The 26,449-nt window shown below is 71.8% G+C and carries 4 protein-coding genes; all 4 read left to right on the forward strand.

From position 1 onward, the window contains the following. The first annotated feature begins 22 nt into the window (after positions 1-22). From LX14_RS09185 to LX14_RS09200, 4 genes are read left to right on the forward strand one after another with little or no spacing between them, the layout of a single operon-like run. The gene (locus LX14_RS09185; protein WP_253646910.1) at positions 23-244 is read left to right on the forward strand and encodes an MbtH family protein; all 222 of its coding nucleotides are present in this window, start codon (positions 23-25) and stop codon (positions 242-244) included. Then, complete coding sequence (locus LX14_RS09190; protein WP_253646911.1) at positions 241-1,986, forward strand: ABC transporter transmembrane domain-containing protein; 1,746 nt, start codon at positions 241-243, stop codon at positions 1,984-1,986. The genes LX14_RS09185 and LX14_RS09190 overlap by 4 nt, the downstream gene beginning before the upstream one ends. Continuing rightward, positions 1,983-3,755: an ABC transporter ATP-binding protein gene (locus LX14_RS09195; RefSeq protein WP_253646912.1), complete on the forward strand. Its 1,773-nt coding sequence runs from the start codon at positions 1,983-1,985 to the stop codon at positions 3,753-3,755. The genes LX14_RS09190 and LX14_RS09195 overlap by 4 nt, the downstream gene beginning before the upstream one ends. A gap of 23 nt (positions 3,756-3,778) precedes the next feature. Further along, a complete protein-coding gene (locus LX14_RS09200) occupies positions 3,779-26,416 on the forward strand; it encodes a non-ribosomal peptide synthetase (protein WP_253646913.1) in 22,638 nt (7,545 codons plus the stop codon). Positions 26,417-26,449: the final 33 nt, after the last annotated feature.

Below are 26,449 nucleotides of genomic sequence, written 5' to 3' on the forward strand. Positions count from 1 at the left end.
CGTCGCGAGAGAGGAAAAACCGATGTCGGGCAATCCCTTCGACGATGCTGACGGCACATTCGTCGTCCTGGTCAACGACGAGGGGCAGCACTCGCTGTGGCCCACCTTCGCGGAGATCCCCGCCGGGTGGACCACCGTGTTCGGGGGTTCCGACGGCACCTCGCGGGACGCCTGCCTCGAGTACGTGACCACCGCCTGGACCGATCTGCGCCCCCGCTCGCTGGTCGAGCAGATGGCCGAGTGACCTCCCGCGTCCTGTCGCCGGCCGGGCCGCCGATCACGGGCGGGTGGGTCCTGCGCCGGACGGTCCGCCGCACCGCACGATGGCTGGTGCCGGGCTCGGTGCTGATCGCCGCGCATCAGATGTGCGAGGTCGCGGTCCCGATCCTCATCGGCATCATCGTCGACCGCGCCGTCACGTCCGGGTCGTACTCCTCGATCGTCACGTGGATCGCCGTCCTGGCCGGCGTCTTCGTCGTGCTCACCACGGTCTACCGGCTCGGTGCCCGTCTGCTGATGACGGGTATCGCGCAGGAATCGCACTGGCTCCGAGACGAATTGAGCGCCCGGGCGCTCGACCCCCGCGGCCTGCCGTCCGCGACGACGACGGGTACGCCGTACAGCGCTGGGGAGTTGCTCTCCATCTCCACGACCGACGCCGACAACACCTCCTATGTCATCGACTACGTCCCCCGCGTCACCGGCGCGGTGGTCGCGACCGTCGCGTGCGGGGTCGTGTTGCTCACCATCGACATCCCGCTGGGTGCGATGGTCCTGGTCGGCATCCCGCTGGTGGTGGCGGGCCTACAGCTCACCGCCCCGATGATCGCGCGTCGCGTCGAGGTCCAGCAGGAGACGGTCGGCGCCACCTCGGGACTCGCGACCGACCTCGTCAGCGGGCTGCGACCCCTGCAGGGACTCGGCGCGACGGGAGCGGCGTCGGCCCGATACCGCCGTTCGTCGCGGACCGCACTGGCGGCGGCCCTGCGCGCAGCGCGGATCCAGAGCGTGCACACGGGATTGTCCGCCGCGGCCGGGGCTCTCGCCGCGATTGCCGTGGCCGTCGTCGCGGTGTTCGTCGCGATCGACGGCGACGCGACCATCGGTGAACTCATCACGGTGATCGGGCTCGCGCAGTTCCTCATCGAGCCGTTCTCCCTGCTCGCCATCGTCCCGAGCTGGGTCGCCGAGGCCCGGGCGAGTGCGAACCGCGTCGCCCAGGTGCTCGACGGCGAGGCGCCCTCGGCACCGACAGCGGCTGCGGCGCCGGCGGTCCCGGCACCGCACAGCGGGCTGTCCGTCCGCATCGACGACCCCGCCCGCAAGATCACGATCGCCCTCGATGCGGCGCCGGGCGAACTGCTGGGCGTTCTCGCCCCATCCGCGCGGGACGCGGTGGCACTGGTCGACGCGCTGTCGGAGCGATCGGGTCCGGGGCGCACCGTCGAGGTCGGTGGTGTCCCCACGGCGTCGATGTCGGTGGGGGAGCGAAGTCGTCGGTTGGTCGTGGCGCCGCACGACGCCCACGTCTTCACCGGCACCCTCGGGTCGAACATCGAGTGGACGCACCGAGATCTCGACGCACCGGGCCTCGACGAGGTCCTCACGGCGTCCGCGACCGACGACGTCATCGCGATCCACCCCGGCGGGCTCACCCACCCGGTGGCCGAGCGGGGGGCCAGCCTGTCCGGCGGGCAGCGACAGCGTCTCGCGCTGGCCCGCGCGCTCCACGCCGCGCCCGACGTCCTCGTGTTGCACGACCCGACGACAGCGGTCGACGCCGTCACCGAACACGCCATCGCGCAGGGGATCCGGGAGATCCGCTCCGGTGGGCGGGCGACGACCGTCGTCATCGCGAGCTCGCCGGCGCTCCTGGCTGCGGCCGATCGCGTCGTCCTGGTGGTCGACGGCGCTGTGGTGGCGTCCGCGACGCACTCCGAGCTCTCCGCGACCGACACCCGGTACCGCGAGGCGGTGGCACGGTGACGGTTCCCGACGTGACGCCCGTCCTGCCCGTCGCGGACTGGCGGCGGACCCTGCGGTGGTTCACCGGGGATCTCCGGCGGCGGCCGGGGCTGCTCGCCGCCACCGTCGTGGTCGGCCTGGTCGCCGCGGGACTGTCGGTCGTCCCGGTCTACGTCCTCGGTGTCCTCGTCGACCGGGTCCGCGACGGGGCGTCGTCCGGTGAGATCGTGGGCCCCGCGGTGCTGATCGCGGTCACGGCACTCCTCGGTGGACTCGGCACGGGGGTCTCGGGTTACCTCGTGCAGCGGCTCGGCGAGCAGACGCTCGCCGACCTGCGCGAGGCGGTGCTCGACAGGACGCTGCGACTGCCGATCGGGGTCGTCGACGCGGCCGGTCGCGGTGACCTGCTGTCGCGGGTGGGTGCGGACGTCGGGGCGGTGACCCGGGCGGTCTCACAGGTGCTGCCGACGATGATCACGGCGTTCTTCCTCGGTGTGCTGACGCTGGTCTCGATGACGGGGATCGACTGGCGCCTCGGTCTCGCCGGCGCGCTGAGCATCCCGGCCTACGTCCTCGCCCTGCGGTGGTACCTGCCCCGGTCCGCCCCGATGTACCGCGACGAGCGGCTGGCCATCGCGGCCCGCGCGCAGTCCATGGTCGAGGCGCTGCAGGGACTGCCGACCATCGCCGCCTACGAGCGGCACGACCACCACCGCGAGCTGATCCACACGTCGTCCGCCCGGGCCCGCGACATCTCCATCAGCGTGTTCCGACAGTTCACGCGCTTCGTCGGACGCGTCAACCGGGCCGAGTTCATCGGGCTCGCCGCGATTCTCGTCGTCGGGTTCGTACTGGTCCGCGAGGACGCGGTGACGGTGGGTGCGGTCACCGCGGCGGCGCTGCTGTTCCACCGGCTGTTCAACCCGATCGGCAGCCTGATGTTCGACTTCGACGAGATCCAGGCGGCCGCGGCGAGCCTCGCGCGTCTCGTGGGGGTGTGCGACATCCCGGAGGCGGCCACCGCACAGGCCGGGGAACCCGCCGACGCGGGTGTCGTGGTCGACGCGGTCGGTCACTCCTATGTGCACGGTCGACTTGTGTTGCAGGACATCTCGCTGACGCTGGAGCCGGGGACCCGGACCGCGCTGGTCGGGTCGACCGGTGCGGGCAAGACCACCCTCGCCGCGATCATCGCGGGGACCCTGCGTCCGTCATCGGGCACGGTCCGTGTCGGCGGCGTCGCGCCGGCTGACCTCCCGTCGGACACCGTCGGGCGGCACGTGGTGACGGTGACCCAGGAGGTCCACGTCTTCGCGGGGCCACTCATCGACGACCTGCTGCTCGCCGCCCCGGACGCCGACCGGGAGGCCGTGAACCGTGCCCTCGACGTGGTCGGCGCCCGGGAATGGGTGACGGCGCTCCCCGAGGGGCTCGACACGCTCGTCGGTGAGGGTGGACTGGCGCTCACCGCGGCGCAGAGTCAGCACATCGCGCTGGCCCGCGTCGTGCTCGCCGACCCGTCGGTGGTCGTCCTCGACGAGGCGACCGCGGAGGCGGGCAGTGCCAGCGCCCGGGATCTCGAGGACGCGGCGCTCGCCGCCACCGAGGGACGCACGACGCTCGTGGTCGCCCACCGCCTCACCCAGGCCGCCCGCGCAGACGCGATCGTGGTGATGGAGAACGGCCGCATCGTCGAGTCGGGTACGCACGCCGACCTCGCCGGGCGGGACGGCGGACGCTACGCGCAACTGTGGGCGGCGTGGACGGACAACGGGGTCGCTGCGCGCTGATAAGGCTAGGCTACCCTTAGCCAATGCAGATCGCGGATGTGCTCGGCCGTCTCGACGAGTGGAACGACCGGTCGGAGCCGGCGACGCGATCGACCGTCCCCGAACTCCTCCGGCGGCAGATCGCCGCCACCCCCGACGCCGTCGCGCTCGTCACCGACGACCTCACCCTCACCTACGCCGAACTCGGCGACCGCGTCGAGGATCTCGCGGCGCACCTGCGCGCAGCGGGTGTCGGTGCCGAGGACGTCGTCGCGATCGGCATGCGGCGCAGCGCGGAGATGGTGGTCTCCGTCCTCGCGACCATGGTCGCCGGCGGTGCCTTCGTGCCGATCGACGCGAGCTGGCCCCGACGGCGCCGTGAACGGACCGCGGGCGACGCCCGCATCGTCCATGCGCTCGTCGCACGGGACGACGACGGCGACTGGGACGTCCCGACGACGGCTGTCGACCTGGAGGACTGGTCGATCGCGGAGCGGCCGGTCAACGACGCGCCAGTCGTCGTCGACGGTGCCCGGTTGGCCTACATCGTGTTCACGTCGGGGTCCACCGGTACCCCGAAGGGCTCGATGATCCGCCACGAGGCGATCTGCGAACGACTGCGCTGGCAGCGCGACGAGATCCTGCACTTCGGCCCCGACGACGCCTCGCTGTTCAAGGCCCCGTTGGCCTTCGACATCGCGATCAACGAGATCCTGCTTCCGCTGGTGTCCGGCGGACGGGTCGTGGTGGCGCGCCCCGACGGCGAACGCGACCCCGAGTACCTGCTCGCCACGATCGCCCGCCACGACGTCACGTTCGTCTACCTCGTGTCGTCGATGCTCGATGCGCTCCTCGAACTCGACGGTCCCGCGGGGGACACGTCGTCGCTCCGCGGTCTGCGCCATGTGTGGTGCGGGGGCGAGGTCCTCACCCCGGACCTGTTCCGGCGCTTCCGCGCACATCTCGACACGACGCTCTACCACGGGTACGGGCCCGCCGAGGCGACCATCGGTGTGTCGCATGTGATCTACCGTGATGTCGCCGAACGGATCGCGACGTCGATCGGCTCGCCCAACCCGCACACGCAGCTCTACGTCCTCGACGACGACCTCCGTCCCGTGGGACCCGGGGTGGGCGGCGAGCTCTACGCGGCGGGCTTCCTGCTGGGCCGCGGCTATGTGGGCGCACCGGGACTCACCGCGTCGCGGTTCGTCGCGAACCCGTTCGACGACAACGGCTCCCGGATGTACCGCACCGGCGACCTCGCCCGCTGGGCCGAGGACGGGGCACTGGAGTTCCTCGGTCGCGCCGACAACCAGGTCAAGATCCGGGGTCGACGGATCGAACTCGAGGAGATCGAATCGGCCCTCGCCGACCACCCGCAGGTGCGCTCCGCCGCGGTGGTCGTGCGCGAGTCGACCCTCGTCGCCTTCACCACGACCACCGGCGCGGCACCGGACACCGCCGACCTCGCCGGGTGGGCGGCCGACCGCCTGCCCGAGTACATGGTGCCCGGCGAGATCCACCTGCTGGACACGATGCCGACCACCGCCAACGGCAAGGTCGACCGCGCCGCGCTGACCACCCGTGCGACGGAATCCGCCCGAGCGCGGACCACGCCGGTCGTCGCACCGTCGACGGTGCGGGAGTCGTTGTTGTGCAGCGTGTTCGCCGACGTCCTCGACGAGGCGGAGATCGGTGTCGACGACGACTTCTTCGCCGCGGGCGGTGACAGCATCGTCGCGATCCGGGTGGTCGGTCGGCTGCGGACGCAGGGGTACGCACTGCGTCCCCGCGAGATGTTCGCGCATCGCACGCCGCGGGCACTCGCGCCCCTGCTCGTCGAGCTCGACGCCGCCTCCACCCGCGTCGCCGTGCCCCAGACGGGTCCCGTCGGGCCGACGCCGATCACCGCGTGGCTCGACGAGACCGCCGACGGCGCCGACGTGCTGTCGGGGTTCGCCCAAGGGGTCGTCCTGACCGCGCCGGACGGGCTCACCGAGACCGATCTGCAGGCAGTCGTCGCAGCTGTCGTCGACCGCCACGGCATGCTGCGAGCGCGGACCGACGGGCCCGCGGCGGCGCTGGTGGTGCCCGACTCCGCAGGTGCACAGGAGGTTCTGGTCCACCCGGTGTCCGGTGACCGTGTCCCCGACGTCCGGACCGCGTGGGAGGGCGCGCGCGCACGTCTCGACCCGACCGACGGTCGCATGCTGGTGGTCACGTGGCTGCCTGAACACCGGCTGATCCTGGTCGTGGCACACCACGTCGTCGTCGACGGCGTCGCGCTGCGGGTCATCGCCGAGGACCTCGCGGCCGCACACGCGTCTCTAGTCGCCACCGGGTCCGCCGTGGTCGACGAGGTGCCCGTCTCCTTCCGCGACTGGGCCGAGCGCGTCCGGACCGCCGCCGCCGACGGGGTGTTCGCGTCGGAGGCAGCGCACTGGGAGGGGGTCTCCCGGGGGACGGAACCGCATCTGGGCGACCGGCCGCTCGACCCTGCCGTCGACACCGTCGCGACAGAACGTCGACGGGTGATCGAGCTGGATCCGGCAACCACCGATCGACTGCTGTCGGTCGTCCCGGAGGCGATCCACGGCCGCGCCGACGACGCGATGGTCGCCGCGCTCGCCATGGCCGTGACGCGGTGGCGATCGGAGAGAGGGCTCGACGCCGACGATCCCGGCGTGCTGCTGGAGCTCGAAGGCCACGGTCGAGAGGCCGACGCCGTGGACCCGGACGGCCTGTCGGGACCGGCCGACCTCTCGCGGACCGTCGGATGGTTCACCACCCTCTACCCGGCGCGGATCACGGTCGACCCAAGGGCCGCGATCGGCACCGTCGTGCGGTCGGTGAAGGAACAGCTCCGTCGGACGCCGTCTCACGGCGTCGGCTACGGCGTGCTGCGGTATCTCGCCGATGCCGGTCGTGCCGCGTCGGACATCGCGTGCACCCCGCAGGTGCTGTTCAACTACCTCGGCCGCTTCTCGCTCGACGCGTCGGGCCCGTCGCCGTGGTCCATCGCGTCGGTCGACGGTCGGGCGGTGTGGGAGGACCGTGCCGCGACGATGCCGCTGCCCCGACTCGTCGAGGTCAACGCCGAGACCGTGGAATCCGATGCCGGGGCACGTCTGCGCGCCGTGATCAGTTGGCCCGCAGGCGCGGTGGACGCCGCGGCCGTCGACCGTCTCGCCGAGCTGTGGGTGGAGGCCCTGCGCGCGATCGCCGCCGACCCGTCGGTGACGGGACACACGTCGTCGGACTTCCCCCTCGTCGCGCTCACCGACGACGACATCCGCGACATCGAGATCCGCTTTCCCGCGGTCGAGACGGTGCTGCCGCTGACGCCGGTGCAGCAGGGCATCTGGTTCCGGTCGCGCTACGAGGCCGGCCACGATCCCTATGTCGTGCAACAGATCGTCGAGGTCCTCGGGGACGTCGACCGCCGGCGCTTCACCGCAGCGGTCGACGCCGTCATGCGACGTCACCAGGCGTTGTCGACGGCTGTCGTCGCGATCGGCGACGGCACGCCGGTGGCCGTCATCGTGCCCGTCCCACCCACCGACGTGCGCTGGATCGACGACGCCGACGTCGACGTCGACACCGTCGCGGCCGACGAACGCGACCGCGGATTCGCGCTGGACCGGGCGCCGCTCATGCGTTTCGCGATGGTCGAGCACTCGCCCGACCGCCCCGGCCCCGCTCGACACACCCTCGTGCAGACGGTGCATCACATCGTGGCCGACGGATGGTCGGTGCCGATCGTCCTCGACGACATCGCGGTCGCCTACCGGGACGGGGGCGTCGGTGTCTTCCCGGCACGCATCGATCGACACCTGGAGTGGCTCGGTCGTCGGGACGCACCCGCGGATCACGCGGCCTGGACGCACTACCTGCGTGGGCTGGACGCCCCCACCCGCGTCGCCGCGGCCGACGGGCCCGGCGGTGTGGTGCGCCCGGCCGAGGACCGTCACGGCCGTCGGACGACCCGCTTCGACGGGGACATGACAGGGGCCGCGCGGTCGATCGGTGTCACGCCGAGCGCGGTCGCCACGGCTGCCTGGGCGATCGTCCTGGGCCGGGTCACCGGTACCTCCGATGTCACCTTCGCGTCGGCGGTGTCGGGTCGCGGCGGTGACCTCCCCGGCGTCGACGACATCGTCGGGATGCTCGTGAGCACCGTCGTCACCCGCGTCCGGGTCGACGCGGGCGCGACCGTCGCCGCCACCGCCCGCGACCACGCGGCGGCTGAGCTGACCGTCCTCGACCACCAGCACATCCCCCTGACCGAGGTGGCCGAGATCGTCGGCGGCCACGGCGATCTCGTGGACACCCTCCTGGTCATCGAGAACCTCGGTCCGCACGAAGTGCGCGCCGTCGATGGGGGCGACGTCGGTTTCGGAGAGGTGCGGGTCGTCGAGGCGCCCCACTATCCGCTCACCGTGATGGTGTCGGTGCACACCGACATCCGCGTGACCGTCACCAACGACCGGACAGTCGTCTCCGACGCAGTCGCCGACCACGTCGCCTCGGCGATGGTCGAGGTCCTGGCCGCGACGGTTGCCGACCCGGAGACCACTGTCGCCGCGATCCAGACCTGTCGCGCGCCCGCGGTCGAGGTTGTCGCGCCCGTCCACGCACCGCTGCTGCCCCAGGTGCTGGCGGACACCGCTGCCGCGCATGCCGACTCGCTCGCAGTCGTGGGGGGAGACGTGCGGTGGACCCACGCCGAGCTCGCCGAGCACACCGGGGAGATCGTGTCCGCGCTCCGCTCCGCGGGTGTCGGTCGCGGGTCGGTGGTCGCGCTGATGCTGCCGCGGACCCCGGTGGCGGTCGCCGCGTTCCTCGCCGTGACGACCGTGGGTGCGGCGGTCATGCCGGTGGACATCTCCTACCCGGCGGACCGGATCCGGCTCATGGTCGACGTCGTCGCGCCGCAGGTCGTCCTCACGGATTCGTCGGTGCGCGTGCCGGACTCGTCGGCGGAGATGGTCGATGTCACCGCGATCGACGATCGGTCTGCGGATGTCGCTGTGACCACCGAGGTCTCGCGCGACGACGCGGCACTCGTCGTCTTCACGTCGGGATCGACAGGGACACCGCGAGCGGTCGTCCTCTCGCACGGGGCACTCGCCGACCGGCTCGCCTGGGCACGGCGACGGTGGACCGCCGCGACGTGGTTGGCGAAGAGTTCCTGGGCGTTCATCGACGGCACCACCGAACTCCTCACGCCGCTCACCGCCGGGGCCGCCGTCGTCCTCGCCGACGACGACGAGCGGCGCGACGGGTCCGCTCTCGCGCGTCTCGCCGACGAGCACGGCGTCGAGCAGATCGTCGCCGTCGGATCGCTGGCGCGGGTGATGGCAGGGGAGTTCGGCGACCACCTCGCGTCCGTGCGTCGGTGGATCCTCAGCGGTGAGGCATTGGAGCCCTCCACCGTCGCGGCGATCAGGACGGGTACACCCGCGGCGACGATCGTGAACTCGTACGGCTCGTCGGAGATCGCCGGCGACGTGCTCAACACCGGCGTGGACAGTCCCGACACCATCACGCTGGGCACCCCGGTACCGGGCAGCGATGTCGCCGTCCTCGACCACATGCTGACGGAGACACCGCACGGCGTCATCGGCGACATCGTCGTCGGCGGCGGACAACTCGCCCGCGGTTACCACGGTGACCCCGCCGCCACCGCGACCCGCTTCGTCGCCGACCCCCGCCCGGGCGCGGCGCCCGGGGCACGCCTCTACCGCACCGGCGACCGCGGATGGATGGACTCCGCGGGTCGCATCCACTTCAGCGGCCGGGACGACGACCAGATCTCGGTCCGTGGTGCCCGTGTCGAGCCGCGGGAGGTCGAGGCCGCGCTGTGCCGCGTCGACGGAGTCACCGATGCCGTCGTGCTCGCGACCCCGGCCCTCGAGGCCGTGGTCGTCGGCGACCCGGATCTGCGTCCGACGGCCGTCCGCGCTGTCGTCGCAGCGACGCTGCCATCGCATGCCGTGCCGTCACGCGTGGTCCGTGTCGAGTCGATCCCGCTGCTGCCGAACGGGAAACGAGATCGTGCGGCCCTGATGACCCTGCTCGACGGTGATCGTGACGTGCGGTCGGCCGGTGAGGTCGTCGCACCGACGACCGCGGCGGAAGCCGACGTCGCCGAGGTCGTCGCCGACGTCCTCGGTCTGCCGTCGGTCTCGACCACCGACGAGTTCCTCGAGCTCGGCGGCGACAGCATCGTCGCGGTCCGGGTGATCGGACATCTGACCCGGCGGGGGTGGGCCGTGACGGGGGAGGACGTCTTCCGTGGACGCACCGTCGCGGGCATCGCTGCCCGCCTGACCCGCACCGACGACCGCCACTCGCAGGACGACGTACCGCCGTTCGCCACCGTGACCCTGTCCGAGGCCGACCGTGATCGGGTGATCGCCACGGTCGGGTCCGATGTGGAGGACATCTGGTCCCTGACGCCGCTGCAGCGAGGCGTGTACACGGAATGCGCTGCGGCCGGCCCCCGGGACACGACCTACCTGACGCAGAACGTCTTCACCCTCGACCGCCGGGTCGATGTCAGCGCATTCCGAACGGCGTTGGCCGGCATGGTCGAGGCACTCCCGCAGCTGCGTGTGTCGTTCCACCCGACCCGCTCCGAGGACCCGGCGGCGACACCCGTCGTCGCTGTCGTCGCCGGCCGCGTCGACGTGGAGGTCGTCGAGCACGATCTCACCGACCGCGACATCGCGTCCGCGCATGCCGCGGCGGCCGACGTCGTCGAGGCGGATCGGACCCGGCCGTTCGCGCTGGACGCGCCCCCGCTGATCCGGGCCGCCGTCGTCGCACTCCCCGACGGCACGGACCGCCTGCTGCTCACATACCACTTCCTCCTGTTCGACGGTTGGTCGCGGGAACTGGTGCTACGGGACCTGTTCTCCCGGTACGACTCCGAGCTCAGTGGTGAGCCAACCGCGCAGGCGCCGTCGGTGGCGCCGTTCCCACACCACCTGCGATGGCTGCAGCAGACCGACGACGACGCCGCCCGTGCAGCATGGCGATCACTCCTGGCGACCGTCGAGGAACCGACCCTCGCCGCGCACGACGGCGCTCGGTCCGGCGCCGGCGTCACCGCACCCGTGCAGGTCTTCGACTCCGTCTCCGCCGAGGTGTCGCGGGCGGTCACCGCCACCGCGCGTCGCCTCGGGGTGACCGAGAACGCCGTCCTGACCGCGGCTCTCGCCACCGTCACCGGCGTGCACGCGGGGACGACCGACGTGGTCATCGGCGTCACGGTCGCGGGTCGGCCGGGGGACATCGCCGATGTCGAGAACACGGTCGGGCCGTTCCTCACCACCGTGCCTGCGCGCCTCGACCTTCGGCCTGGACGCAGCGTCGCCCAGGTCGTGACCGACGCCGCCGACCAGCGCGTCGCCATGATGGCGCACGACCACATCGGTCTCGCCGAGATCACCCGCGCCGCCCGGGGGGATGCCGGGACAACGCTGTTCGACTCGCTGTTCGTGCTGCAGAACTTCCTCGGCGACGACACGTTCACCGATCTGGAGTCACGCCACGGCATCGTCGACGTCGAGTACCGCGACACCACGGCGTTCCCGATCACCTGGGTGCTCACCCCGGGCCGGAGGATCGGCATCAAGCTGGAGTACCGGCCCGACGCGGTCACCGAGGACACGGCGGCGACGATGGTGCGCGGCTTGCACCGCGCGCTGGAGCAGATCACCGCGGACACCGACGGGCCGATCGGTGCCCTGCGACTGCACGACGAGGACGGTGTGCAGCCGGGACAGCATCCGATCGAGCCGGTGACGATCGCCGAGATGCTCTCCGCCCGAGCAACCCTCGTCCCCGACGTGACCGCCCTGGTCGCCGGCAGCGACCGCATCGACTACCGCGAGCTGGACACGCGGGTCACGCGGATGGCGCGGATGCTGCTCACCCACGGCGCCGGACCCGAGGTGGTCGTCGCCCTCGACCTCCCCCGCACCACCGACATGGTGGTCGCGTTGTTCGCGGTCCTGCGGACCGGTGCGGCCTACCTCCCGCTCGACCGCGACCACCCTGTCGCTCGACTGCACGCGATCGTCGACGACGCCGCGCCCACGATCCTCGTGACCGACTCCGCGGAGCGACCCATCGCCGCAGCCGCCGCCGAGTCCGGCAGCCACGTCGTCGATCTCGGGGACGACGACACCACGACGACACTCGCAGAAACAGACGCGTCGCCGATCCGGGCCGGGGAGCTCGGGGCGTTCGCATCCGGCCGGGACCGCCTCGACCACCCCGCGTACCTGATCTACACGTCCGGATCGACGGGAACGCCGAAGGGTGTGGTGACCCCGTACGTCGGCCTGACGAACATGTACGCGAACCACGATGCGGCGATCTTCACCCCGACCGTGGCACGAGCGGACCGCGACGTGCTCGCGGTCGCCCACACGGTGTCGTTCTCGTTCGACATGTCGTGGGAGGAGCTGTTCTGGCTCGTGGCGGGCCACACCGTCCACATCTGCGACGAGGAGCTCCGTCGCGACGCCCCCGCGCTGGTGGGGTACTGCACCGACCACACCATCGACGTCATCAACGTGACCCCCACCTACGCGCACCACCTCATCGAGGAGGGGTTGCTGACCGGTGAGCACGTGCCTGCGCTGGTGCTGCTGGGCGGCGAGGCCGTCACCGACGTCCTGTGGGATGCGCTGCGCAGCACCGACGGCACGGTCGGCTACAACCTCTACGGCCCGACCGAGTACACGATCAACACCCTCGGGGCGGGGACGGACGAGAGCGTCACGCCCACGGTGGGGCGGCCCATCCTCAACACGGCGGCGCGCGTCCTCGACACGGCACTGCGGCCCGTCCCCGACGGCGTCGTCGGCGAGCTGTACATCGCCGGGGCCGGACTGGCACGCGGGTACCACCGACGGCCGGACCTGACCGCGGCGGCGATGGTCGCGGACCCCCAGGGGTCCGGCACGCGCATGTATCGGACCGGGGACCTCGTCCGTCGCCGACCCGACGGCATCCTCGACTACCTCGGCCGCGCCGACGACCAGATCAAGATCCGGGGATACCGAGTGGAACTCGGGGAGATCGAGTCGGTCATCACGTCCCTCGACGGCGTGCGACGCTGTGCCGTCGTCGCCCGTGCCGACAGCGAGGTACCCGGCCGCAAGACCGTGGTCGCGTACGTCGTCGTGGGCGACCCGGCGGACACCCGCGACGACGGCGAGGTGATCTCGGGCGTCCGCGATGCGGTGGCGGCGACGCTGCCGTCTTACATGGTGCCCGCGCGCTATGGGATCGTCGACGACCTCCCGCTGACCGTCAACGGCAAGCTCGACGTCGCGGCGCTGCCGGAGCCCGTCGCCGCGGTGCGGGGAGATCTCCGACCACCCCGCACCGACGCCGAACGTGTCGTCGCCGAGGTCGTGTCCCAGGTACTCGGGATCGGTCCGGTGGGACTCGACGACGACTTCTTCGCGCTCGGCGGCGACAGCATCTCGTCGATCACTCTGGCCAGCCGGGCGGCGGCGCGGGGTGCGCGCATCACCCCGCGGGAGATCTTCCGTCGGCGCACGGTGGTGGCGATCGCGGCCGCGTCGGTGTCCGACGCGCCCGTCGCCGCGGTCGACGATCCGGGCACCGGGACCGTGCCGCCGACACCCATGCTCGCCGAGACGGTGCGTGCCGGCACAGTTCTCGACGCGTTCTACCAGTCGATGGTGCTCCGGACGCCGGTCGGCATGACCCACGACGACCTGGTCGCGGTGCTCGGGGCGCTGCGCGACCGTCACCCGCTGCTGCGCGCACGTGTCGTCGGTGGGGACGACTGGGGTCTCGTCGTCGACGAGAACCCGGACTCGGAACTATCCGTCGATCTCAGGACCGTCGATCTCAGGACCGTCGGCGAGGACTTCGGCGGTGGCCGGCTCGACGCGGCCGTCGCGGAGCGCGCTGCCGCACTGGACTGCCGGGCCGGGCGCATGGTGACCGCGGCGTGGTCGCCCTCCACGGCCACCGCACCCGGTCAACTGCTCCTGGTCGTCCACCATGTCGTGGTCGACGGGGTCTCCTGGCGGATCATCGTCGAGCACCTGGCCCGCGCGTGGGCGTCCCGGAAGGCCTCCGGTGATGCACGTCTGGAGGCGGGCGGGACCTCCTTTCGTCGCTGGGCGGAACTGCTGACCGACGCCCTCACACCCGACGCCCTCGCCGAGGAGGTCGAGGAGTGGCAGCGTGCGCTGACGCCGGGCGAACCGCTCGGCGACCGACCACTGAATCCCGCGCGGGACACGATCGCGACGACGCGCACCGTCCGCGTCGACCTCGACAGCGCCACGACCGGTGAACTCGTCGGACGCGTCGCCGCATCGGTCAACGGCACCGTCGACGACCTCCTGCTGGCCTCGCTCTCCATCGCGGTCCGCGAGTGGCGCGCGCGGCGCCGTCCCGGTCGGGACTCCGACGGGCACCTGCTCGTCAACCTCGAGGGACACGGGCGACGTCCGGAGGTGTTGGGCGACAGGGGTGTCGGTGTCGACCTCGCGGAGACGATCGGGTGGTTCACTGCCATCCATCCTGTGGCCGTGGACGCCGGCCCGGTCGACTGGCAGTCGGTCCTCGACGCCGACACGTCCCTCGACCGTGCGGTGAAGGCCGTGAAGGAGCAGGTGCGCGCGATGCCCCGGCGACATGCCGGCCTGAGCTACGGCATGCTCCGTCACGTCCACCGTCATCCCGCCGTGCAGGGACCGTCCCCGGAGATCCTGCTGAACTACCTCGGTCGGCTCGACGGGCGGGGCGGCGCGGACGGCGACTGGGCCCCGGTCCCGGAGATCGGTGCACTGCGTGAGGGCGTCGACCCGTCGAACCCCGCAGCGGCACTGGAGGTCACGGCGCAGATCGGTGCGGATGGTCGGTTGATCGTCGACCTCATGTGGCCCGAGGGGATCCTCGACGACGGACCGACCGCGATGACCGACCTCGCGGACCGCTGGATGGTCGCACTGCGGGCCCTTACGCAGGCCCCCATCGGGGGTGCGACGCCGTCGGACTTCCCGCTGGTGTCGTTGACCGAGCAGGACCTGTCGACCCTCGCGGGTGATCGAGGCGAGCCGGTGGCGGTCCTGCCGATGCTGCCGCTGCAGGCGGGGATGGTCGCGCACTCGATCCTGCTCTCCGCGGGGACGACCGCCACGACGCCGGGCGACCCCTATGTCGTCCAGCAGTCCGCGCAGGTCGTGGGCGCGGTGGACGTGCCGCGTCTGCACCGCGCCCTGGCCGCGGTCGTCGCGCGGCACGACGCCCTGCGTACCCGGTTCGTCGCGACCGGTCATGGCGCCGTCGTGCAGGTGGTCGATCCTGCGGGCCCGGTGGACCTCGCGCACCATGACCTCCGCGGGGCCGCGGACCCTGCGTCGGACGCCGACACCGCTGCGGCGCAGCTGCTGCACCGCCCGCTCGACCTGGCCGGGCGGCCGCCCGTGCGGTTCGCCCTGATGTCCCTCACCGACACGGACCACCGGCTCGTCCAGACGATGCACCACGCGCTGGCGGACGGGTGGTCGTACCCGCTGGTCTTCGCCGACCTGCTCGAGGCCTACCGCAGCGATGCGCCGTTGCCCCGGCCCGCGATCGGATGGGCCGACCACGTCGAGACCGTCGTCGCCGGCAACCCGGACCGCGCCTGCGAGACCTGGCGCGACGTCCTCGTCGACGTCCTCGGTCCACAGATCACACCGACCCTCCTGGCCCCGGCGCTTCCCCGCCCGACAGGCGCGGACACCGGGTACCGCACCGTCACGACGACGTCGTCGGCGTCCGACACCGCCGCGCTCGCGGGCGCGGCACGCTCCCGCGGCGTCACCCTCGGTGCCGTGGCCCATGCCGCCTGGGCCGGGGTGCTCGGGCGTCTCACGGGGCAGGACGCCGTCGTCTTCGGGTCGACGGTCTCGGGTCGGGCGGGGACGGCACTCGACGTGACCGGTGTCGTCGGCCTGCTCATCAACACCAATCCGCTTCCCGTGGCGGTCCCGCCCACAGCGCGTCTCGGGGAAGTCGTGCACGCGGTCGCCGACGTCACCACCGAGGTGATGGACGCCCAGCAGATCGGGCTCGCCGACATCGGCCGATCGGTGGGCGCGGCGACGCTCTTCGACTCGATCGTGGTCGTCGAGAACTTCCCCGACGTCCCCGCATCCGACGGCGGTACCGACGGCCTCTCCGTCACCGGGTTCACCGGTGTCGACACCCCGCACTACCCGGTGTCGCTGGTCGTCTTCCCCGGCGAGACCACGGTGTACGAGATCAAGTACGACGCCGCCCTCGTGGCGGAGTCGACGGCGCGATCGCTCGTCGAGGCGACGCGCGTCGTCATCGACGAGTGGATCGCCGATCCGGAGCTGCGGCTCGCCGATGTCGCACTGACACGGCATGACCCGCCGGTGACGGGCGGCACGGCCCCGCATGGCCCGTCGTCGACGGTCGTCGATGCGTTCCTGGCCGGCGTGGAGGCTGTTCCCGATTCCGTGGCGGTCGCCGACGGGTCCGAGTCGGTCACCTACCGCGAACTCGAGAGACGCAGTGCAGCAATCGCGTCCGACCTGCGATCAGCGGGTGCCCGACCGGGCGGGCGGGTCGCCGTCGCGATGCCACGCGGCGTCGACCTCGTGACCGTGATGCTCGCCGTCGCCCGCAGTGGTGCGGCGGCGGTTCCCCTCGACGTCGAGGCGCCCGCCGAACGGCTGCGCTTCATCGTCGGCGACGCCGCACCGGATGTCCTCGTGGTCACCGAGGAGACCCGGTCGACGGTGCCGGTGCCCGCGGACGTGTCCGTGTACGTGGTGGGCTCCGAGGCTGCCCGTCCGGTGAGTCCGCCGGTGCTGCCTGACGCAGCGTCGCCGGCGTATCTCATCTACACCTCGGGATCGACAGGGGCGCCGAAGGCCGTCGAGATGGCGCACTCCTCGGTGACGGCGATGTTCGCGGCCGCCGCCGACCATCTCGACCTCGACGACCAGGTGTGGACGCTGTTCCACAGCATCGCGTTCGACTTCTCCGTCTGGGAGATGTGGGGCGCTCTCGCGCACCGCGGACGGCTCGTCGTCGTCGACGGCGACGCCCGTCGCGATCCGCAACGCCTCGCCGATCTCATCCGTGTGCAGCGCGTGACGCTGCTCAGCCAGACCCCGTCCGCCTTCTACGCGCTGACCGGATCGGTCGACGTCGCAGCACTTCCCCTGCGCTCCGTCGTGTTCGGCGGTGAGGCCCTGGACGTCCGCCGCGTGCCGGAGCTCCCAGCGATCCGGTTGATCAACATGTACGGCATCACCGAGACCTGCGTGCACGTCACGGCCCATCGGGTGACCGCCGACTCGGTGGGGGTGATCGGACGTCCGCTCGCCGGACTGACCGTCGCTCTCCTCGACCGGTTCCTGCGGCCCGTCCCGGACGGCGTCGTCGGTGAGATGTACGTCGCCGGAGTCCAACTGGCCCTCGGTTACGCCGGCCGCCCCGCGCTGACGGCCCTGCGCTTCGTCGCGACCGCGACCGGCGAACGGATGTACCGCAGCGGCGACCTGGCGTACCGCGACGCCGACGGTGACCTGGTGTACGTGGGTCGCGCCGATCAGCAGGTCTCGGTGCGCGGGTATCGCGTGGAGCTCGGCGAGGTCGACCACGCACTCCGGTCGGTCGACGGAGTCACGGACGCCGCAGCGGCCGTGGGTCCCGACGCGACGGGGCGGGAGTTGCTGGTCGCCGCGGTGGTGACGCGGCGTGCGGTGACCGACGACGAGATCCGCGACGCAGCAGGCCGTCTCGTCCCGGGGTACATGATCCCGGCGCGGTTGGTGCGGGTGGAGTCGACACCGGTTACCGTCAACGGAAAGGTCGATCGCGCAGCGGTTCTGACGGCAGCGTTCGACACACCCCCGGTGAACTCGGTGACACGGGAAGCCCCGTCGACGGTCGACGACCCGGTGTCTGCACTGGTCGCGATCGTGTCGGAGGTCCTCGGGCGCACGGACGTCGGCCCCGACGACGACTTCTTCTCGCTCGGCGGGGACAGCATCGTCGCCATCTCGCTGGTCAACCGGGCCAAGGCGGTCGGCGTCGCGATCACCCCGAAGGACGTGTTCCGCCTGCGCACCGCCCGTGCGTTGGCGGGACAGCCGTCCGAGATCGTCACCGCGTCACCGTCATCGACGACCGACACGGTGGCGTCGTCGGACCCGGGCGAGGTCCTGCTCACGCCGATCGTCCACCGTCTGTCCGAACTCGGCGGGGATGTCCGTCGGTTCTGCCAGGCGGTCGTCGTGCAGACCCCGGCGGGTGCCGATGCACATCGGGTGCGTGCAGCCGTCGCGGGCCTCGTGCGTCGCCACGACGCACTGCGCCAGCGGTTGCACCGGCCGAACGCCTTCCTGTGGTCGCTGGAGGTGATGCCGCCGCAGGGCGACGACGAGACGCGCGAGGCCCTCCCGTGGACGGTGGTCACACCGGAAGCGCACCGGTGGACCGACCAGGCTCGGGAGCTCGCCGTGGCCGAGGCGTCGGACACAGCCGCCGACGCCCTGGATCCCGATGCGGGCGTCATGGTGGCCGGGGTGTTCCTCGACGCCGGTGACGAACCGGGCCGCCTCGTGCTCGCCGTGCACCACCTGGCCGTCGACGCCGTCACCTGGCGAATCCTGCTCGACGATCTCCACGACACGTGGGTGGGTGCGACACCGCCTCCGGCGACGACGTCCCTGCGCCGATATGCGGCGGCGCTCACCGAACAGTCGGCGAGCCCTGCCCGACTCGCCGAGTTCGATCACTGGACCGAACAGGTCGCACCCGGCGCCGAGCTCGTCCCCGGTGCCACGACGGTCGGTCTGACGCTCGGGGACACCGTCGAGCACGAGGTCGTCCTCGACGTCGAGAGCACCGAGCGGTTCCTCACGACGACGACCGCCGCCCTCGACGTGGACGTCACCGAGCTGCTCGTCGCGTCCGTCGGGCTCGCCGCGGCGCGGGTCCGCGGTTCCGGGGATCTGTCGATCGACGTCGAGCGCCACGGGCGCGATCTCGACGGAGTCGACCCGGGACGCGCAGTCGGAATCGACCTGAGCCGAACCGCGGGGTGGTGCACGGCCATCGCTCCGGTGCGTCTGCCGGGTGCGGCGCTCGCGGCGGGGGGCGTCTCCTCGGTTCGCGACATCGCCCGTGCCCTGCGTGCCGTGCCCGCCGACGGTCTCGGATACGGCTTGCTGCGGTACTGCAACCCGCGGACCGCCGGGGTCCTGGCGCGCGGGTCGGCGCCGCAGGTGATCGTGAACTACCTCGGCCGCGGACACGCCGCGACCGATCGAGACTGGTCGCCCACAGACGAGACGCTGCGTGCCGACCCGGATCCCGGCCTGGGCACGCCGTACCTGCTGGAGGTCAACGCCTGGTGCCGGCCGCATACGGACGGCACCCGACTGCACATCGCGATCCGCGTGCCCCGACCCGGCACCGTCCGCGGTGGCTGGGACGCCGACGTCGTCGACGGGTTCGACGCCGCCCTGACCTCCATCGTCGAGGACGTCGCGGCTGCGGCGGCGCGGACGCGGCGCACGCAGGCGGAGGTGTCGGGCGCCGACCTCGATGCGCTCACGGCGGCCTACGCCGACGACCTGCTCGACGTGTGGGACCTGTCGCCGCTGCAGCAGGGGCTGTGGTTTCAGGCGACGGCGAACACGGCCGACGTCTACGTGGCGGCGAACGCGTTCGACCTCGACCGTCGCCTGGACGCGGCCGCACTGGGTGGCGCGATCGGTGACGTCATGGAGGTTCACCCGGCGATGCGGGTCGGGGTCACGACGCTGCCGTCCGCCGACCGGCAGGTGGCGGTCGTCCTCGACAGGTCCGTCCCCGTCACCGAGGTCGACCTGACGACCATCCCGCAGGACGCACTCGACGAGCGATTGCGGGCGCTGGGCGATGCCGACCGCACCACGCCGTTCGACCTCACACAGCCGCCTCTGATCCGGTTGACGCTCATCCACCTCCCGGGTGGGCGTGACCGGTTGCTGTTCACCTATCACCTGCTGCTCTGGGACGGGTGGTCGCGAGAGCTGGTGCTGACCGCCCTCTTCGACGCCTACACCCGTCGGATCGGGGGAGCGGCGCCCGCGATCTCCCGGCCTGCGGCGAGCGTGCCGGACCACCTCCGGTGGCTGGCCGCGCAGGACACAACCGCGTCGGAGGCGGTGTGGCGCGGTCTGTTCGCCGATCTCGAGGAACCCTCTCTGCTGTACCCCGACGCCGCGGGCAGCGACCCTGTCCTGGCGAGACGCGTCGACGTCGAGCTCGACGAGGGCGAGACCGCGGCCCTGACCCGGGGCGCCCGGGAGGCCGGTGTCACGCTGCACGCTCTGATCAGCACCGCACTCGCCGTGGTCCTCGGTCGGCGCCTCGGTCGTGACGACGTGGTGCTCGGGACCACCGTCGCCGGGCGTCCGACCGAGATCGACGGCATCGACGAGGTCGTCGGCGTCTTCCTCAACACCGTGCCGTCCCGGGTGCGACTGGCCCCCGGCGCCACCGCCGCCGACGTGATGCGCGCCGTCACCGACGACCGCGTGATCACGATGGACCACGAGTACCTCGGGCTCGGCGACATCCAGCGCGCCGTGGGGCGGGGCCCGCTCTTCGACAGCCTGTACGTGCTGCAGAACTTCCTCGACGACGACACCTTCACCGATCTCGAAGCACGCCAGGGCATCACGGCGGTCGACGCCGTCGACGCGACCCACTACCCGCTCACCTGGGTGGTCATGCCCGGGACGCGCCTGTGGTGCAAACTCGAGTACCGGCCCGACGTCGTCGATCCCGACGACGCCCGGACACTGCTGGACGACCTGCGCGCGACGCTCCTGGCGATCGCGGCGGCACCCCGGCGACCGTTGGCCGCATCCGCGGGCGCGGCGATCGTTCCGTCGCGCATCGCCGGCGACCGGGTCGACATCGGCGACGACACCATCTCCGAACTGCTGTTCGCGCAGGCCCGTCGGACACCGCACCTGCCCGCACTCACCTGTGCCGACACGACCATCACCTACGCCGAGCTGGCGCAACGCATCTCCGACGCTGCCGCCCAGCTCGCCGCGGCCGGGGCCGGTCCCGAACGGATCGTCGGGCTGGCGCTGCCGCGGTCGACCGAGATGGTGGTCGCACTGTTCGCCGTGCTGGCGACGGGAGCGGCCTACCTCCCGCTCGACCTCGCCGTCCCCGACGACCGCATCGCCGACATCGTCGCCGATGCCGCACCGACGATCATCGTGGTCGACGGCAGCTCCCGGGACCGGATGGCGCCCACCGGAACGCCTCTGGTGACCATCGGGTCCGCAGTGGTCGACGGAGAGCCCGTCGCGCCGGTGCGATCCCTGGACCACCCCGCCTACGTCATCTACACCTCCGGATCCACCGGCCGACCCAAAGGTGTCGTCACGCCGTACCGCGGTCTGACGAACATGCAGATCAACCACCGCCGCGCCATCTTCGACCCGGTCGTGGCGCGCCTGCGCGAACAGCACGGACCGGACGCCACGCTGACGGTCGCGCACACCGTCTCCTTCGCGTTCGACATGAGCTGGGAGGAGTTGCTCTGGCTCGTCGAGGGACACCACGTCCACATCTGCGACGAGGACCTGCGACGCGACGCCACCGAACTGGTCCGCTACTGCACCGAGCAGGCCGTCGACGTGATCAACGTGACCCCGACCTACGCCACACACCTCGTCGACGAGGGGCTGCTGCGCGGACCCCACGTCCCGCGCCTGGTGCTGCTCGGTGGCGAGGCCGTCACGAACCGTCTGTGGGAGGCGTTCCGCGCCACACCGGATCTGCTGGCCTACAACCTGTACGGGCCCACCGAGTACACGATCAACACCCTCGGCATCGGCACCGACGACACCGATCGCGCGGCGGTCGGCAGGCCGATCACCAACACCGAGTGCCTCGTCCTCGACACCTGGCTGCGGCCGGTGCCGCGGGGCGTAGCCGGGGAGCTCTACATCCGTGGCGTCGGACTCGCCCGGGGTTACCACCGTCGCCCGGATCTGACGGCCTCGTCCTTCGTGGCCGACGTCGACGGATCAGGCGGCCGGCTCTACCGCACCGGTGACCTCGTCCGGCAGCGCGCCGACGGTGTGCTCGACTACCTCGGCCGCACCGACGACCAGGTGAAGATCCGCGGGCACCGCGTCGAGCCGGCGGAGGTCACCGCTGCGCTCCTCGACGTCCCCGGTGTCCGCGGGGGTGCGGTGATCGCCGTCGACGGTGAGCAACCCGGCCAGGGGAAGCGACTGGCGGCGTTCGTGATCCCGGAGGACAACCAGGACGACGGTGTCCTCGGAGCGGTCCGGTCGTCCCTCGTCGACCGACTGCCCGGGTACCTGGTGCCGGCGGTCTACGCCCTCGTCGACGCGCTGCCGCTGACCGTGAACGGCAAACTCGACGTCCGGTCGTTGCCGGAACCACGACCGGTGTCCGGCGCCTCACGCGCAGCGGCGTCGGAGACCGAGCGACAGCTGTGCGACGTGTTCACCGCGGCGCTGGGCATCGACGAGCCCGTCGGACCCGAGGACGACTTCTTCGCCCTCGGAGGACACTCGCTGCTCGCCACCCGCCTACTCGGGCTCGTCGCGGACCGATTCGGCACACGGCTACGACTGCGTGACCTGTTCGACGCACCCACGCCGGAACGCTTGTCCCGCAGGCTCTCCGAGGTGCAGTCGGCGGACGATGTCGACACACCCGCGAGCACGCCCACGGAGCTCGTGCACCGGGCGGACCTCGACGAACACCCCCTGTCACCGGCGCAACGCCAGCTGTGGCTGAGTTGGCGACTCGACCCGGCGGACACCGCCTACCTCTATCCGATCGCGCTACGGGTGGAGTGCCGCCTCGACCCCGACGCCCTGCGGCGCGCGGTGATCGCAGTGATGACCCGGCATGCTCCGCTGCGCAGTGTCGTGGTCGATCGTGCCGGGACAGCGGTTGTCGTCCCCCTCGACCCCGAAGACGCCGCCGCCCGCGTCGAGGTCCGGGTCGTCGAGACGGAAAACGTCACGTCGGTCGTCGACGCCGATCTCGCCCGCCCGTTCGATCTCACCGCCGACATCCCTCTGCGGGTGACCCAGATCGACTGCGGCACCGCATCGGTTCTTCTGCTGACCCTGCATCACATCGTTGCCGACGAGTGGTCGGACGCGGTCCTTTTGCGCGACCTGGAGCGTGCGTATCGCGGCGAGACCCTGGACCCGCTTCCCCTGACCTACGCCGACTGGGCGCACTGGGCCACCCGCGCACTCGAGAGCCCCGTCGGAGACGGCACCCGCGCGGACGAGCAGATCGCCTGGTGGCGTGAGCACCTCGGCGGAGTTCCCGACGAGGTCACCGTGGTCCCGGATCTGGTCGGCGGGGGAGACGGGTCACGGCCCGCGGCGACGGTGTCGACCCGTCTCGCCGCCGCGCCGGCCGATGCGCTGCGTGCCATCGGGACCGACAGGTCGGCGACCACCGGCATGGTGCTGCACGCGGCTCTCGCCGTGGTGCTGCGCGCGTTCGGGGCCGGCGACGACATCGTGATCGGCACCCCCCGCTCGGGCCGCACCGACGACCGTCTCGTCGACGTCGTGGGGTACTTTGCCTCGACCCTCGTCACGCGGGTGGGTCTGGGCGATCGTCCATCCGTCGAGGATCTCGTCGATCGTGTCCGGGACGTCGACCTCGCAGCCCATGACCACGCCGACATCCCGTTCGCGGACGTCGTGGCCGCGATCAACCCCGGTCGCGTCGCGGGCCGGACACCGCTGTTCTCGGTGATGCTCGGGTACTTTCGGTCGACGTCCCGCGCCACCTCGGGGGACATGATGTTCGGCGCCCCGGTGACCGATGTCGACGCCGGCCCGCGCGAGGCCAAGGTCGACGTGAACGTCACCTGCATCGATCACGGTCCGGCCGACGGCATCGACGTGCTGGTGGAGTACGACGCGACCCGCTACTCGGTGGCGCTGATGGAGGCGTTCGCGTCGGCGATCACCCGTGTCGCCACGTCGATGCCGGACACCCCGCAGGCGTCGATCGCCACGGTCGACGTCGTGGAACGTCCCGCCTCGCAGGCACCCGTGGTCGGTGAGGGTACGTCGCGATGGGTCGACGACCTCGCCGCAGTCGCTGCCCGGCACCCGCAGTCCGCCGCGATCGAGGTCGCCGACCAGGTCGTCACGTACGGCGAGTTGTCCGGCCGCATCGACGAACTCGCCGATCGTCTCACCGGCCTCGGGGTCGCACCGGGCGACGTCGTGGCGGTCGCTGTCGGCCGCGGTGTGGATCTCGTCGTCGCCCTCGCCGCCACGAACCGTGTCGGCGCGGCCTACCTGCCGCTCGACACCGCGGTCCCTGCGGATCGTCTGACCTACATCGTCGACGACGCCCGACCGGCGGTCGTCCTCGCCGACAGCGAGGCGACCTGGTCGTCGGCGCCGGTCCGCCGGCTCGGTGACGCGCGGTGCGATCCACTCCCGCTGACGGACAGTGGTGCTCGCGCACGGACCGACGCTGCCTACCTCATCTACACCTCGGGGTCGACGGGACGTCCCAAGGGTGTCGTGATCTCCCACCGCGCCCTCGACGCGTTCCGCGACGGTGTGGCCGTCCGGTTCCCGATCCGCGCCGACGATCGGGTCCTCGCGACCACGACGATCTCCTTCGACATCGCCGTCCTCGAGATCCTCGTGCCGCTGAGCGTCGGGGCGACGGTGGTGATGGCGCGCCGCGACGAGGTCGTCGACCCCGCGCTGCTGGCCGAGGTGATCCGACGGGGCCGGGCCACCGTCGCGCAGGCGACACCGTCGCTGTGGTCGTCGGTCACGCGCTTCCGTGATCATCACGGTGACGGCGTCGACCTGTCGGCGATCCGGGTCGCCGTCGGCGGGGAGGCACTCCCGTCCGACCTCGCGGTCGATCTCGCCGCACGCACCGAGAAGGTCGTGAACATGTACGGGCCCACCGAGGCCACCGTGTGGGCGACCTCCGCCGATCTCACGGCGTCGGCGCCGGGGGACGTCTCGATCGGGACCGGGTGGGACACGGTCACGGCGGTCGTCCTCGACGACGATCTCCGACCGGTGCCCGCCGGAATCGTCGGCGAGCTGTACCTGGGCGGTCCGCAACTCGCGGACGGCTACCACCGTCGGCCGGACCTCACCGCCGCACGGTTCGTGGCGCATCCACTCGCCGGCCCCGGGGGGCGCCTGTACCGCACCGGGGACGTGGTGCGGCAACGGACGGACGGGTCGCTGGACTACCGCGGACGGTCCGACCACCAGGTGAAGATCCGTGGACACCGGGTGGAGCCCGACGAGATCGCCGCCGCGCTGAGACGTCTCGACGGCATCGACGACGCGGTCGTCGTGTCCAGTGACGATCCCGACGGCACCCGGCTCCACGCCTACGTCGTCGGCGCCGAGACCACGCGGGTCCGTGAGCGTCTGGGCGACGTGCTCCCGTCGTACATGATCCCGTCGACGGTCACCCTGCTCGACGGCCTTCCCCTCACCCCGAACGGCAAGACCGACCGTGCCGCACTACCCGAGCCGGACACGGGAGTCGGCGTCGGCGAGACGGCTGCATTCTCGGGAACCGCGCGGGATGTGGCCGATGCGATCGCGTCGGTGGTGGGCGTCGAACCGAGGTCGCCTTCTGACGACTTCTTCGCGCTCGGAGGGCATTCGTTGCTGCTCGTGCGTCTGCACGAGCGGCTGCGCGATGTGCTCGGAGTCGACGTCGCCGTACGAACGCTCCTCGCATCACCCAGGGTCGCCGACATCGCCGTCGCGGTCGACGCCGCCCGCGGGGGAGCCGCGGTCGACACGGCCGACGCCCTCGCTCCTGTGGTGCGCTGGAACACCGACGGGACGGCCACGCCCGTCGTGTGTCTCCCGCCCGCGAGCGGGATGTGTTGGGAGTACGGCGCCCTCGCGCGAGCACTCGGCCCGGAGGTGCCGGTGATCGGTCTGCAGTCGACCGGCCTCAGCGACAGGGCCGCGCTCGGCAGGGATGTCGGTGCCGTGGTGTCCGAGACGGTGGATCGCCTCGACGGGTCTGTGGGCGACGGACCGGTCGTCCTGGTGGGCTGGTCGTTCGGCGGTGCCCTGGTGCCCGCCGTGGCCGCGGAGTGTCTCCGGAGGGGACGCGTCGTGGAGAGGGCGGTGATCCTCGACGCCTACGCACCGGGCGAACCCGCTCCCACGACCGTGGCGGACGACCCTCTCGCCGTCCTGCTCGGTGAGCTCGGTGTGATGCTGCCGCAGACAGGGGAGGCCCTCACCATCGACGAGGCGGTGCGACGTCTCTCGGACCACGACGATGTGCTGCGCGCGTTCGGCGACGAGGCGGTCGCCGCGGTGATCCGCACCTACCTCGACAGCGACCGGCTGATCGCACAAATCCCTGTGCCATCGGTCGACATCCCGGTCGACCTCCTCGAGGCGGCAGTGGTCGAACCGGGGTTCGCCGGCGACGCCGCGCACGGTTGGCGAGAGCTGTTGCCGCACATGCGGGTCACCGTCGTTCCCGAGGGACACTCGAGGATGCTTGCCGGCGCAGCGCTCGACCGGCTGGTCACGCTGCTGACCGGGTGAGACGCGACAGGGGCGCCGGTGATCGTCCGATCG

It is taken from the genome of Williamsia deligens (assembly GCF_024171765.1).
GTDB lineage: Bacteria > Actinomycetota > Actinomycetes > Mycobacteriales > Mycobacteriaceae > Williamsia_A > Williamsia_A deligens.

Coding starts and splice junctions, on each gene's coding strand:
- LX14_RS09185 (WP_253646910.1), top strand. CDS start 23: ATGTCGGGCAATCCCTTCGACGATGCTGACGGCACATTCGTCGTCCTG.
- LX14_RS09200 (WP_253646913.1), top strand. CDS start 3,779: ATGCAGATCGCGGATGTGCTCGGCCGTCTCGACGAGTGGAACGACCGG.